We start from the raw sequence: 12332 nt of genomic DNA on the forward strand, positions 1-12332 counted from the left end.
AGGCGACCGTTCTATCTCCTTGGTCCCAAACGAAACGCGATGCTTTTCCGGTCAGTCTTCATGTCGAAAGATGCACCAGCGACTGCGCGTCCGTTTCCGTCCTGCGATAAATGCCGACCGATTGTCCGCCGCGCATGACCATGATGCGGTCGGACATGCCGAGAACCTCATCGATTTCGGAAGAGACCATGACGACGGTCCCGCCTTCGGCGGCAAATTCGCAAATGATGCGGTAAATTTCCTGCTTTGCGCCGACATCGACGCCGCGCGTTGGTTCATCAAGCAGCAGAACGCGCGGCTTCCGCAGGAACCATTTTCCAAGTACGACCTTCTGCTGGTTGCCACCTGAAAGCCCGGAAACGGCCATCGTGTCATAGGCGACCTTGATCCTGAAGCGCTCTATCATTTCTCTGCTGGCAGACGATTCCTTGCGTCGGTTCATAGCAAAATGCGGACTCATCTCGGGAAGACTGGCAAGGCAGATATTGTTGCGAACGCTGTCGCCGAGATTGAGGCCGGTGAGCTTGCGATCTTCCGTCACGAAGGCCAGTCCGAGCGCCATGGCATCAGAGGGACGCCGGATGGTGATCGGCTGCCCATCAAGCCGAATTGCGCCTTGGGAGGCCTTGTCCAGTCCGAAAAGACAGTTGAATATTTCGGAACGGCCCGACCCCATCAACCCGTAAATGCCGAAAATCTCGCCCTTGTGCGCGGTAAAGGAAATGTCGGTTATCTTGCCGGGCGCGCTGAGGCCTGAGACTTCAATGCCCGGCATTTCTGTCGGCGCATTCGTCTTGATATATTCCTCGCCCAGTTCCCGTCCCACAATCATGCGGATCAACTCCGCGCGCGTGATGCCATCGAGGTTGCCGCTGTCGATATAGCTGCCGTCGCGAAATACGGTATAGCTATCAGCGATCTGAAAAATTTCCGACAGGCGATGCGAGACATAGACGATGCCTTTACCGCTCGCTTTCAGACGTTCAATAGCTGCAAAAAGCTGCTGGGCTTCCTTTTCACCAATAGCCGAGGTCGGCTCGTCCATAAAGATGACCTCTGCGTCGTGACTGAGCGCCTTGGCGATTTCCACCAGCTGAATCTGAGCAACAGACAGGTTCATCATGAATTGATTGGCGCGGATATTGAACTCCAGCTGGTCCAGCAGCCTTTGGGCGTTCCGGTTCATGGTCTTGAAGTCGATGCCGCCGAAACGGCGGAGCGGTTCTCTGCCGAGATAAATGTTCTCTGCCACCGTCATGTGGGGAACGGGGCTCAGCTCCTGTTCAATGATCGCGATCCCCGCCTGCAAGGCTTCGGCAGGACTGGAATATGTCACTTCTTTTCCGCGCCGCCGGATGTGTCCGTCGTCGCGGGCATGGATGCCCATCAGGATTTTCAGAAACGTGGATTTGCCCGCGCCATTGCCGCCGCAAAGTGCATGCACCGAACCGGCACGCAACTGCAGCCGTCCGTTCCGCAAGGCAGCAACGCCGCCAAAGGACTTCCTGAGCCCCTCCACATCCAGCAGAAATTCCAATGCATTTCCTCCGCTGGCGACAATCAGCGCTGCCGCCGGTTTCGACGATCAAGCCGTCGTTTTGACAATATTCGATAAATGATCGACAAATGTCAACATTTCATATAAGAAGGATAAAAAGGAAAGTGACATCAGTGATGATGGTAGTTGGGAGGCACCAATGACGCTTCCATTCAGTGGGTTAGTGTACTCAGGCCGGTCGGCAGGTTTTCAAAAGCGGGGCAGCGCCCATCAGGTAAATTTGGTAATCATGCCGTATGAGCAGATTGTCTAAAATTTTGATCTTGGCTTCAATGCTTGGAAAGATTGCAGTTCTAGAGCTGAGTCAATCGACGTTATAGTGGAACGTGTGAAGGCGTTGCGCGACCAAGGGGCAGGATAATGGCAACGATCAGCCCTGTCGATCCCGACCAGTATATCGGCACAGTCATATTCGATAGTGCCAGTCAGGTTCATGCCAATCTGCCGTTGGCAAGTACGCACCCGGAGCGCCGTCCGCTTGCCCGTGGCGCGGTTGGCGACTTCGTCTTCGTTGATTGTGAACGCATAAAGATCTTGGAACGGATTACTGAGGTTCGGATTCCTGATGGCGAACGCCTGTCGGTTGAACCCCGTTTGGGGGCTACGTTGTCTCCGAACCCAATAGGCCGTATCCAGTTGTTGGCTAGCGTGGCTAATGGCGACACTGGGCTCGCTCGCGGAGTTAATACCTATCCCAAGATTGGCGACGGAATATTTTTGGCGAGCGCTGAAGTATTAGCGAATATGATAAACAACGCCACCAAAGCGGATGAGATCAACATTCCGATAGGGCGATTGAGGCCGGTAACAGTAGCGTCACAGTTGACTTGACGCCCGAAAAACTCTTTGGCCGTCACTGTGGCATCTTTGGTGCCACCGGCGCGGTTCAGAGCATGATTGAGAACATACATCAGAAGGAAGTTACAGCGAAAAAAGATCATGCCAGCACTTCCGCTTCCGTATAGCCGCGTGCGACCTGCGTGATAGCTGCAATCTGCTTCGCGGTAAGCTGAGGAAGTAGCCGAACCAGTTCGTCGGCATCGTGGCGTACAACATTGGCTCGAATGTCGTCGAAGGCGGCAAGCTGTTCGTCGATATTGAGCCTTGCATAGTAATGATCGGTTGTTGTCACATGTTCATGGCCGAGGTTCTGGCTCCATGCCTTTCTGAGTTTCGCTGTATTGCAGAGATTGTTGCCTAAAAGCGCCAAAGTTCTACGGATGGCATGTGGATTAAAATAAGGAAGCTCCACGGTCGCACATGCGCGCTTGATAATCTTGCGCACCGTACCCTGATCCAGAAGGGGTGGGATTTCATCAGGAGACCTCTCACGTCGAATGGGATCGGTGGCTCTTGGAAAAAGAGGCGTCGAGTGATTTTTATGAATGGTTTGAAGTCCTGCAATCCAGTTTATGAATATTGCTTCAATGTCATCGCCGACAGGGAACCAAGCCGTTTGCATGGCCTTAGAGTTTTTCGTTTTTACGACACGAGGATCTTGGCGAATGCTGCGCCTTTCCAGATCGATGTGCTGGAGCTGAAGCGTCAGAAGCGCGCTAATGCGAACGCCACTGATGAGCATGAATGCCAGCAGCGCCTGATCTCGCTTTTGCACGAAGTTTTCAGCCGGCATCGCAAGGATCATCGTGCGAACCTGTTCAAGGGATGGAGTCGTCCGGTCTTCCTCACGGACAGCCGCGAGGGCACTTAATTCTCGTGAAGGCGCGAAATATATCGATAGCCCCTTAGGCATCGGCTTGGCTGGGGCGACTGTTTCAAGCCAATGGAAGAATTTTTTCAGATCGAGCAGTGTGTGCACAATGGTTGAAGCCGCGCACTGGTCGGAAGTTCCGGCAGATCGCTTTGCTTCAAGCGCTCTCTTGAAGGCAATGACGGTGTCACGCGTAATTGCACTATAGTTGTGATGAGCGGTGAAATTATCGAACTGGGCGATATGGCGAAGGGCGGCGATCACGGTTTTTTGGGAAAACCCTTCAGCGCCCATCAGGTAGATTTGGTAATCACGCCGTATGAGAAAATTGTCGGAATTTTTAGTCTTGGCGTCAACGCTCGGAAAAATCGCAGTTTTAGAGCCGAGTCGATCAACGTTATAGTGGGCTTCCTGATTTCTGGAATTGAGATCGGCTTCCCGCTGAATCAGGTCAATTTCACCCGGCGAAATGAATTTATACGCATCACCGCCGGTAATTGGGCATTCCATTATCAGGCGGGGACTATCAGCCTCATTTCGTTCAATTCGATATGAATTGATCTGGAGCTGGTGCGATTGCTTGCAATGGACGCAATAAACTTCCGTCAAGGTCAGAGGACGTGACTTCTGACGCCTGTACCAAGTATGAAAGGCATTCAGATCCTGGCCCAGATAAAGGTCGGTTACGCCCCGGATTGCCGGAAGCCCCTGCTTCTTCCAGGCTGTTAGGGTGTTGGGCGTGATGCCATACAGCTCCAGCACCTCATCGGTGGCATAAATCCAGTGAGATTTTGCTGCTCGGCTGTTATGACGTCGGCTGTTACGAGCGATCGAACGGAGGCTGGGCATGTCAGCATTCCTTCGAACGGTTTTCAAAGGCAAGTAGCTGGCTCAGACGCCAGCGCGTCGTGCCTTGCCGCAAAATACAAGGTTTGGGAAACGACTGATCTTCTTTGGACCAGCGCCAGATAGTTGCAACGCTGACGCCATACCGGCGGGCTACCGCGCGAACCGATAAGTACTTTTCGTCTTCGGTAGACGGCGCATCGTATCCGGCAGGCACGGCAATTTGCTTATCAGGGGCCTTGGATTTTACTGTTCGTACGGGCTGAGTGGGTTGAGGGACAGGAGCGCGACCTTTGATATCCCCATAAGTGAAGGGCGTGTCCGGTAGGGGGACGATATCGGGAACACGGTCTGGAGATGGGTGCCCTTCAACCGGAGCAGGCTGTGCGTGATTTTGACCGTCGTCGCGGCGCTCATCGGTATTGAGGAGCGAAAGCTGCGTAATCGTATTCATGACGAACTCCAACTCACCGCTTAAGCAGCAAGTTTCGATCTGAAGCACGTCATGCGCGAATGTTGATGTTCAGCGATTCTCTCAATTAATCGCTATGCAAACGAATCTCTCTCATCGTATTCTATTTGGCAATAGCTAATTCTCCACAGGCGTGCGCGATTGCTAAACGCCTAGCACAGGTTTGCCTTGATGGGCTAAATGATGGGCCGATAAACAAAAGCAAAAGATTAGTGTAGGAAAATCAAAAATTTAAGTGGGAATTATGGCGGAGAGGGAGGGATTCGAACCCCCGATGGAGTTGCCCCCATGCCGCATTTCGAGTGCGGTGCTTTCAACCACTCAGCCACCTCTCCGCGTTATGCAGCACTGTAAAACGACCCTTGAAGAATCGCACAGTAACGAGCATCAAAAGCGAATGCCGAGCGTGCAGCGGCTCAATAACGGCCCTGCGCCGATTAGACAAGAGCTAATTTGCATTCCGGTGTGAAAATTCTTGACTTTTTTGCCGCTTCAAACCTATAAGCACCAGACCTTGGGCGTGGGGTGATCCGCGCCTATTGTTTTGATTGCAGATTCCGGGCTTTTCCGGGCTGCCATCAAGGGCCGGAAGCCCGCTCATCAACCGACTGATAAAAAGACGGCCCATCGCTCCGACGCCAATGTCGTAGATCGTGAGAGCCGGACCGAACAACCGAAAGGACAACAAATGTTCGCAGTCATCAAGACCGGTGGCAAGCAGTACCGCGTTGCCGCAAACGACCTCATCAAGGTCGAAAAAGTTGCTGGCGAAGCCGGTGACATCGTAGAATTCGCAGAAGTCCTGATGGTCGGCTCGACCATTGGCGCCCCGACCGTCGCCGGTGCTCTCGTCACCGCCGAAGTCGTCGAACAGGGCCGTGGCCGCAAGGTCATCGCGTTCAAGAAGCGTCGCCGTCAGAACTCCAAGCGCACCCGCGGCCATCGTCAGGAACTGACGACCATCCGCATCTCGGAGATCCTCACCGACGGTGCAAAGCCTTCCAAGAAGGCCGCCGAGAAGAAGGCTCCGAAGGCAGACGCCGCTGAAGGCGAAGCCGCAAAGCCGAAGAAGGCAGCGCCCAAGAAGGCCGCAGCCAAGGCCGCAACGGCTGAGTAAACAGAGAGATTAAAGGAGAACACCAATGGCACACAAAAAAGCTGGCGGTTCCTCGCGTAACGGTCGCGATTCAGAATCCAAACGCCTTGGCGTGAAGAAGTTCGGCGGCGAAGCTGTGCTCGCCGGCAACATCATCGTGCGCCAACGCGGCACGAAGTGGCATCCGGGCGCCAATGTCGGCCTCGGCAAGGACCACACGATTTTTGCAACCGTAAACGGCTCCGTGTCTTTCCGTACGAAAGCCAACGGCCGCACGTATGTATCGGTTAACCCGATCGCGGAAGCAGCAGAGTAAGCCGGGCACTCTCATAAAGCACCGGCGTCCCATCGGACCCGGTGCAAATGGCAGCCTCGCCAAAAGATCGAAGGGAAGATGGGATCACCATCTTCCCTTTTTGCATTTGGGCGCATCCCGAACGGTGCCAAGCGATTTTCGGGGAGGATGCGTAAAAATGAAACGCTCTGGAGGAACGAAAAATGGTTGTCGAAGTTCTGGAAGAAGATTGTTACGGCGCAGGCAGTAGCGAAAGAAGAGACAGTTATACCGATCTGTCGCCCGGTCCGGCCGATGCAATGGCCCAGGATCTGGCTTATGAGCTGGACTGTCCCGTTCTCGTCACTGAAAGGCTGGTCCTGCGCCCGCCGCATGTCGAAGACGTGGATGCGATTTCCTATCTTGCCAACAACGCCCGCGTCTCCGGCATGCTTGCCCGCATGCCGCATCCCTACACGCGTGAAAATGCGGTCGATTTTGTCGAGCGCGTGCGAAAAGGCGAGATGGGCAATTGCATCTACGCCATCACGCAAGCCGAAACCGGCATCTTCATGGGCTGTTGCGGCATCCATGCGCATAAACATGGCGAGGGGCTGGAAATCGGCTACTGGCTGGGTGAACCCTATTGGGGGCATGGCTTTGCCACCGAGGCCGCGCACGCGCTGATTGATCTGGCTTTCCGGGCGACGGCCATCGAGCGGCTGCATGTCTCGTGCCGCGCCAGCAATGGCGGCTCGCGCCGGGTGATCCACAAATGCGGGTTCCAGTTCAGCGGCATGGGCATGGCCGACTCGCTTGCCGCGGGCAATGTGCCGGTCGAGCGCTATGTTCTTGATCGGCGCACCTGGATCGGGCTGAGAAGCTGGCAGTCGTAACATCAACAAGGGGCCTGCGGTGTCGAGATGGGCCGCAGGTCCTCAAATAATGGGGAATGGAATGATGGATACTCACGCAATCGCTCGCGACAGGATCGTGGTGCGTGCCCTCGAAAAGGGCGATCTGCATCGCTTTCGGGCCATAAGATTGAGCGCCTTGCAGCGTGCGCCGATGGCTTTCGGTTCGAGTTTCGACGAAGAAAACGCCTATTCGGACAGTGTGTTCGCGCGCCGTCTGGAACAGGTGAACGGCAATGTGGTTTTCGGCGCTTTCGATGGTGAAAACCTGTTGGGAACCGCCGGCATGTTCCGCCATGATCGCAAGTCCGAGCGCCATCGCGGCACGCTCTGGGGTGTCTATGTGGCACCCGAAGCGCGCGGGCTGGAACTGGGCAAGGCGCTTGTCGCCAAGGTCATCGAACATGCCGCAAGGCAGGTCGTCGTCCTGGATGCCAAGGTGGTGGCCACGAACGAAGCCGCCAAGCGCGTCTATTATGCGCTTGGCTTCAAGACTTACGGCATCGAGCCCAAGTCGCTTTATGTGCAGGGCCAGTATCTGGATCAGGAATTGATCTATATCGATTTCACCGATCCTGAATGGAACTCGAAATAGGCGAAAACCGGCTTCCTCGACTGTTTGCAGGAAGCCGGTTTTGCTGTAATTGCAACACACCACAGGCGGGCGCGCGCCCGCATGTCACGATATTCAGGGCGCGCGCCGCCCAAGGCCTGCCGCGGTGCGGGCATCCAAGAAGGTTACGCTCAGATGAAGTTTCTCGATCAGGCCAAGATCTATATCCGCTCCGGCAATGGCGGGGCGGGGGCCGTTTCGTTTCGCCGCGAGAAATTTCTTGAATTCGGCGGCCCGGATGGCGGCGATGGCGGGCGCGGCGGCGATGTCTGGGTGGAGGCCGTGGACGGTCTCAATACGCTGATCGATTATCGCTATCAGCAGCATTTCCGCGCCAAGACCGGCATGCATGGCATGGGCCGCAACATGACCGGCGGCAAGGGCGACGATGTCGTGCTGAAAGTGCCGGTTGGCACGCAGATCTTCGAGGAAGACGACGAAACGCTGATCTGCGACATCACCGAAATCGGCCAGCGCTACCGGCTGGCCAAGGGCGGCAATGGCGGCTTCGGCAATCTGCATTTCACCACCTCGACCAACCGCGCGCCGCGCCGCGCCAATCCGGGACAGGAAGGCATAGAGCGCACCATCTGGCTGCGCCTGAAGCTGATCGCCGATGCCGGTCTGGTCGGCCTGCCCAATGCGGGAAAATCCACCTTCCTTGCAAGCGTGACAGCTGCCAAGCCGAAGATTGCCGATTATCCCTTCACCACGCTGCATCCCAATCTGGGTGTCGCGCGCGTGGATGGCCGCGAATTCGTCATTGCCGATATTCCGGGCCTGATCGAGGGGGCGAGCGAAGGCGTCGGTCTTGGCGACCGTTTCCTCGGCCATGTCGAGCGCACGCGCGTGCTGCTGCATCTGGTTTCAGCGCAGGAAGAGGATGTGGCCAAGGCCTATCAGGTCATTCGCGGCGAATTGGAAGCCTATGAGCATGGGCTTGCCGACAAGCCGGAAATCGTGGCGCTGTCGCAGGTGGATACGCTCGACCCGGAAGCGCGCAAGGCCAAGGTCAAGGCGCTGAAAAAAGCCTGCGGGCGCGAGCCGCTGCTGCTTTCAGCCGTCAGCCATGAAGGTTTGAACGATGCGTTGCGCCAGCTCGCGGCCGTGATCGACCAGAGCCGCGCCGCAGAGGCCGGTACGGCGCGAGCCGAAGAATAAGCGTCGGATTTTGTTTGGGTGCGGCGAGGGGAATGAAGCATGCTGAAGAAACTGAAAGATTATCGCCGCATCGTTGTGAAAATCGGCTCCGCCCTTCTGGTGGATCGCGCAACCGGCCTCAAGCGCGACTGGCTGGAAAGTCTGGGCCAGGATATTGCCGCGCTTCATCATGCGGGCGTTGAGGTGCTGGTGGTCTCGTCCGGCGCCATTGCGCTGGGGCGCACGGTTCTGGGCCTGCCGAAAAAGGCGCTGAAGCTTGAGGAAAGTCAGGCCGCCGCCGCCGCAGGCCAGATCGCGCTCGCCAAGGCCTATGCCGATGTGCTGGGCGGTCATTCCATCCGTTCCGGCCAGATTCTGGTCACTCTTTCCGACACCGAGGAGCGCCGCCGCTATCTCAATGCGCGCGCAACCATCGAGACGCTGTTGAAGCTGAAGGCCGTGCCGGTCATCAACGAGAACGACACGGTGGCAACCACCGAAATCCGCTATGGCGACAATGATCGCCTGGCCGCCCGCGTGGCGACCATGATGGGCGCGGACCTGCTGGTCCTGCTGTCCGATATTGACGGGCTTTACACGGCCCCGCCGCACAAGAACCCGGATGCGGAATTTCTGCCTCTGGTCGAAACCATCACGCCGCAGATCGAAGCCATGGCAGGTGCTGCGGCGTCGGAGCTGTCGCGCGGCGGCATGAAGACCAAGCTCGACGCAGGCAAGATCGCCAATGCGGCAGGGACCGCGATGATTATCACCTCGGGCACGCGCTTCGGCCCGCTTTCGGCCATCGACCGCGGCGAGCGCGCGACATTGTTCGAGGCGGCCCATGCGCCGGTCAATGCATGGAAGACGTGGATTTCCGGCAATCTGGAGCCGGCTGGCCGGTTGACGGTGGATGCCGGTGCGGCAAGGGCGCTCAAATCCGGCAAGTCGCTTCTGCCTGCGGGCGTGAAGGAGATCGACGGGGATTTCGAGCGCGGCGACACGGTTGCCGTCATGAACGAGGACGGGCGGGAGATCGCACGCGGCCTGATCGCCTACGATGCCGGGGATGCGCGCAAAATCGCAGGCCACAAAAGCGATGAGATCAGCGCAATTCTTGGCTATGATGCCCGCGCGGCGATGATCCATCGCAATGATCTGGTTGTGCGCGCTGCCAGCAATGCAGACGTCGGATAGGGGATAGCATGTTGACCAAGGCAGATATGGCAAATGATATTGCTGCCGTGATGGCGGAGGTGGGCCGCAAGGCGCGCGCTGCCGCAGCGCCCCTTTCCATTGCCACCACCGAACAGAAGAACAAGGCGCTGATGGCCGCCGCCGATGCGCTGCTTGAAGCGCGCGGCGATATTCTGGAAGCCAACAGGCTTGATCTCGGCCATGCGGAAAAGAACGGCATGGCACCATCATTCATTGACCGGCTGACGCTCGATGACAGCCGGATCAATGCCATTGCCGAGGGCATCCGCGCCATCGCGGCGCTCAGCGATCCGGTCGGCGAGGTGATCGCCGCATGGGATCGTCCGAACGGGCTTCATATCGAGCGCGTGCGCACGCCGCTCGGTGTCATCGGGGTCATTTACGAAAGCCGTCCCAATGTGACCGCCGATGCCGGTGCGCTGTGCCTCAAGGCGGGCAATGCCGTCATCCTGCGCGGCGGCTCGGACTCGGCGCATTCGTCGGCCGCCATTCACAAGGCGCTGGTCAGGGGGCTTGAAGCCGCCAACCTGCCAGCCGATGCGATCCAGATCGTGCCGGTGACGGACCGCGCCGCTGTCGGCGAAATGCTGAAAGGTCTTGGCGGCGCAATTGACGTGATCGTGCCGCGCGGCGGCAAAAGCCTCGTCGCGCGCGTCCAGTCGGAAGCGCGGGTGCCGGTCTTCGCGCATCTGGAAGGCATCTGCCATCTTTATATCGACAAGTCGGCCGATCTCGACATGGCGCGCCGGATTGCACTCGACGCCAAGATGCGGCGCACCGGCATTTGCGGCGCCGCGGAAACGCTGCTGGTGGATCGCGCCGCGGCTTCGACGCATCTGGCGCCGATCCTCGACGATCTCGCCGCCAGGGGCTGCGAAATTCGCGGAAGCGCGGATGTGCTGGCGCTCTGCCCGGCGGCAAAGCCAGCCACGCAAGAAGACTGGTCGACCGAATATCTCGATGCGATCATTTCCGTGGCGCTGGTTGACGGCATTTCGGGCGCGATTGACCATATCAACCGCTATTCCTCGCACCACACCGAAGCCATCGTGGCTGAGGATGCGGCAGCCGTGGCGCGGTTCTTCAACGAGATCGACTCGGCCATTCTCCTGCACAATGCCTCGACACAATTTGCCGATGGCGGCGAGTTCGGCATGGGCGCGGAAATCGGCATCGCCACCGGCAAGATGCATGCACGCGGGCCGGTCGGCGTGGAGCAGCTGACCTCGTTCAAATATCGCGTTCGCGGTGATGGCCAGATTCGTGGTTAGTTTCGGATGAAATTCGGCTTCGGGCTTTCGGCGCTCAAGAAACAATATCCCGGCGTCGATGCGCATTATCTGCGCATGCCGCATGTCGAAAAGGGCATGGTGGTGGGCTTGTTCGGCGGCTCGTTCAACCCGCCGCATGACGGGCACGCGCTGGTGGCGGAAATCGCGATCCGGCGGCTGAAGCTCGACCAGCTCTGGTGGATGGTGACGCCCGGCAACCCGCTGAAGGACAGCCGCGAACTGGCGCCGCTCGCCGACCGGCTTCGGCTGAGCGAGGCGGTGGCGGAAGACCCGCGCATCAAGGTGACGGCGCTCGAAGCCGCCTTCAATGTGCGCTATACGGCCGATACGCTGGCGCTCATCCGCGATGCCAATCCGGGCGTCCATTTCGTCTGGGTGATGGGCGCGGACAATCTCGCCTCTTTCCACCGCTGGCAGCGCTGGCGCGAGATTGCGCAGAATTTTCCGATCGCGGTCATCGACAGGCCGGGTTCGACGCTGGCCTATCTGTCGTCGCGCATGGCGCAGACATTTTCCGACAGCCGCGTGGACGAACATTATGCGTCGATACTGGCGCGGCGCACGCCGCCGGCCTGGACCTTCATCCACGGGCCGCGTTCGTCGCTCTCTTCGACGGCGCTTCGCAAGGCAAAGTCAAAAAAGTGAACGGGCGAACAAGCCGGGAACACTTGAAACAAGACAGGGACTCTGCCTATTTTAGGGCGTGTGGTGCTTATAACTGCCACACTGCGTTGTTCTGTCGAGAAAGGGAAGACACTGAGAACAGCAATTGAGAAGAAGGCTCATCACGCGCCTTCAACGGTCAGGATGGACGAGTCCAATCTCGTGTCCCAGACCTTCGACGCGGCCTTGGCCAGTCTCGAAAACTCCAAGGCGGAATCCATCGTACCCATCGACATTCGCGGAAGATCAACGATCGGCGATTTCATGATCGTCGCGTCGGGCCGTTCGCATCGCCATGTGACGGCAGTTGCCGACCATCTCCTGCAAGCCCTGCGCGAGGCAGGCTGCAAGGACATGCGGGTCGAAGGTCTTGAGAGTGGCGACTGGGTTCTCATCGATACCGGCGATATCATCGTCCACATCTTCCGGCCGGAAGTCCGTGACTTCTATAATCTCGAGAAGATTTGGCTCGATGAGGGGTTCGACGACGAAAGAGCGCTGGAAACGGTGCATTGAACAGACCGTAAGAGAGCGT

13 protein-coding genes and 1 tRNA gene are annotated in these 12332 nt (G+C 57.7%); 10 read left to right on the plus strand and 4 right to left on the minus strand.

Annotated features, from left to right (window positions below; all coding sequences use genetic code 11):
- Window positions 1-58 precede the first annotated feature (58 nt).
- Window positions 59-1537 (minus strand): sugar ABC transporter ATP-binding protein, encoded by a 1479-nt coding sequence (locus tag AVM02_RS11470; protein WP_411507095.1) that lies wholly within the window; start codon window positions 1535-1537, stop codon window positions 59-61.
- 381 nt (window positions 1538-1918) lie between these two features.
- Between AVM02_RS11470 and AVM02_RS11475 the strand changes: the two genes are divergently transcribed.
- Entirely contained in the window at window positions 1919-2389 is a 471-nt protein-coding gene (locus AVM02_RS11475) for a hypothetical protein (protein WP_411507096.1), read from the plus strand.
- A 106-nt stretch (window positions 2390-2495) separates the two neighbouring features.
- On the opposite strand, the gene AVM02_RS11480 is transcribed toward AVM02_RS11475, so the two are convergent.
- The 3 genes from AVM02_RS11480 to AVM02_RS11490 all read right to left on the minus strand — a co-directional run bounded on the left by AVM02_RS11480 (window position 2496) and on the right by AVM02_RS11490 (window position 4922).
- Window positions 2496-4118, minus strand: coding sequence for a tyrosine-type recombinase/integrase (locus tag AVM02_RS11480; RefSeq protein WP_411507097.1), 1623 nt, complete (start codon window positions 4116-4118; stop codon window positions 2496-2498).
- Window position 4119: 1 nt separating this feature from the next.
- Complete coding sequence (locus tag AVM02_RS11485; protein ID WP_208623499.1) at window positions 4120-4569, minus strand: helix-turn-helix transcriptional regulator; 450 nt, start codon at window positions 4567-4569, stop codon at window positions 4120-4122.
- A 263-nt stretch (window positions 4570-4832) separates the two neighbouring features.
- Window positions 4833-4922 (minus strand) — tRNA-Ser (locus tag AVM02_RS11490).
- Window positions 4923-5275: 353 nt separating this feature from the next.
- Between AVM02_RS11490 and rplU the strand changes: the two genes are divergently transcribed.
- From rplU to rsfS, 9 genes are all read left to right on the plus strand, one after another.
- Window positions 5276-5704, plus strand: a complete 429-nt coding sequence (gene rplU, locus AVM02_RS11495; protein WP_411507098.1) for a 50S ribosomal protein L21 — start codon at window positions 5276-5278, stop codon at window positions 5702-5704.
- 25 nt (window positions 5705-5729) lie between these two features.
- A complete protein-coding gene (gene rpmA, locus AVM02_RS11500; protein WP_002964927.1) occupies window positions 5730-5999 on the plus strand; it encodes a 50S ribosomal protein L27 in 270 nt (89 codons plus the stop codon).
- A 182-nt stretch (window positions 6000-6181) separates the two neighbouring features.
- The gene (locus AVM02_RS11505) at window positions 6182-6853 is read left to right on the plus strand and encodes a GNAT family N-acetyltransferase (RefSeq protein ID WP_411507099.1); all 672 of its coding nucleotides are present in this window, start codon (window positions 6182-6184) and stop codon (window positions 6851-6853) included.
- A gap of 61 nt (window positions 6854-6914) precedes the next feature.
- Complete coding sequence (locus AVM02_RS11510; protein ID WP_411507100.1) at window positions 6915-7466, plus strand: GNAT family N-acetyltransferase; 552 nt, start codon at window positions 6915-6917, stop codon at window positions 7464-7466.
- A 153-nt stretch (window positions 7467-7619) separates the two neighbouring features.
- Window positions 7620-8645, plus strand: a complete 1026-nt coding sequence (gene obgE, locus AVM02_RS11515) for a GTPase ObgE (RefSeq protein ID WP_411507101.1) — start codon at window positions 7620-7622, stop codon at window positions 8643-8645.
- Between the two features lie 39 nt (window positions 8646-8684).
- Window positions 8685-9821, plus strand: coding sequence for a glutamate 5-kinase (gene proB, locus AVM02_RS11520; protein ID WP_411507102.1), 1137 nt, complete (start codon window positions 8685-8687; stop codon window positions 9819-9821).
- 8 nt (window positions 9822-9829) lie between these two features.
- Complete coding sequence (locus tag AVM02_RS11525; protein ID WP_411507103.1) at window positions 9830-11113, plus strand: glutamate-5-semialdehyde dehydrogenase; 1284 nt, start codon at window positions 9830-9832, stop codon at window positions 11111-11113.
- Between the two features lie 6 nt (window positions 11114-11119).
- Complete coding sequence (locus tag AVM02_RS11530; protein ID WP_411507104.1) at window positions 11120-11779, plus strand: nicotinate-nucleotide adenylyltransferase; 660 nt, start codon at window positions 11120-11122, stop codon at window positions 11777-11779.
- A gap of 162 nt (window positions 11780-11941) precedes the next feature.
- Window positions 11942-12313, plus strand: coding sequence for a ribosome silencing factor (gene rsfS / locus AVM02_RS11535; protein WP_411507105.1), 372 nt, complete (start codon window positions 11942-11944; stop codon window positions 12311-12313).
- The last annotated feature ends 19 nt before the right edge of the window (window positions 12314-12332 follow it).

Origin of the sequence: Brucella anthropi, from assembly GCF_046630315.1 — a bacterium.
In the GTDB taxonomy this organism is placed as follows: Bacteria; Pseudomonadota; Alphaproteobacteria; order Rhizobiales; family Rhizobiaceae; genus Brucella; species Brucella anthropi_A.

What these genes read in the sequence shown, in the direction of transcription:
- AVM02_RS11475 (WP_411507096.1), top strand. Translation starts at nt 1,919, where the DNA reads ATGGCAACGATCAGCCCTGTCGATCCCGACCAGTATATCGGCACAGTC.
- AVM02_RS11480 (WP_411507097.1), bottom strand. Translation starts at nt 4,118, where the DNA reads ATGCCCAGCCTCCGTTCGATCGCTCGTAACAGCCGACGTCATAACAGC.
- AVM02_RS11485 (WP_208623499.1), bottom strand. Translation starts at nt 4,569, where the DNA reads ATGAATACGATTACGCAGCTTTCGCTCCTCAATACCGATGAGCGCCGC.
- rplU (WP_411507098.1), top strand. Translation starts at nt 5,276, where the DNA reads ATGTTCGCAGTCATCAAGACCGGTGGCAAGCAGTACCGCGTTGCCGCA.
- rpmA (WP_002964927.1), top strand. Translation starts at nt 5,730, where the DNA reads ATGGCACACAAAAAAGCTGGCGGTTCCTCGCGTAACGGTCGCGATTCA.
- AVM02_RS11505 (WP_411507099.1), top strand. Translation starts at nt 6,182, where the DNA reads ATGGTTGTCGAAGTTCTGGAAGAAGATTGTTACGGCGCAGGCAGTAGC.
- AVM02_RS11510 (WP_411507100.1), top strand. Translation starts at nt 6,915, where the DNA reads ATGATGGATACTCACGCAATCGCTCGCGACAGGATCGTGGTGCGTGCC.
- obgE (WP_411507101.1), top strand. Translation starts at nt 7,620, where the DNA reads ATGAAGTTTCTCGATCAGGCCAAGATCTATATCCGCTCCGGCAATGGC.
- proB (WP_411507102.1), top strand. Translation starts at nt 8,685, where the DNA reads ATGCTGAAGAAACTGAAAGATTATCGCCGCATCGTTGTGAAAATCGGC.
- AVM02_RS11525 (WP_411507103.1), top strand. Translation starts at nt 9,830, where the DNA reads ATGTTGACCAAGGCAGATATGGCAAATGATATTGCTGCCGTGATGGCG.
- AVM02_RS11530 (WP_411507104.1), top strand. Translation starts at nt 11,120, where the DNA reads ATGAAATTCGGCTTCGGGCTTTCGGCGCTCAAGAAACAATATCCCGGC.
- rsfS (WP_411507105.1), top strand. Translation starts at nt 11,942, where the DNA reads ATGGACGAGTCCAATCTCGTGTCCCAGACCTTCGACGCGGCCTTGGCC.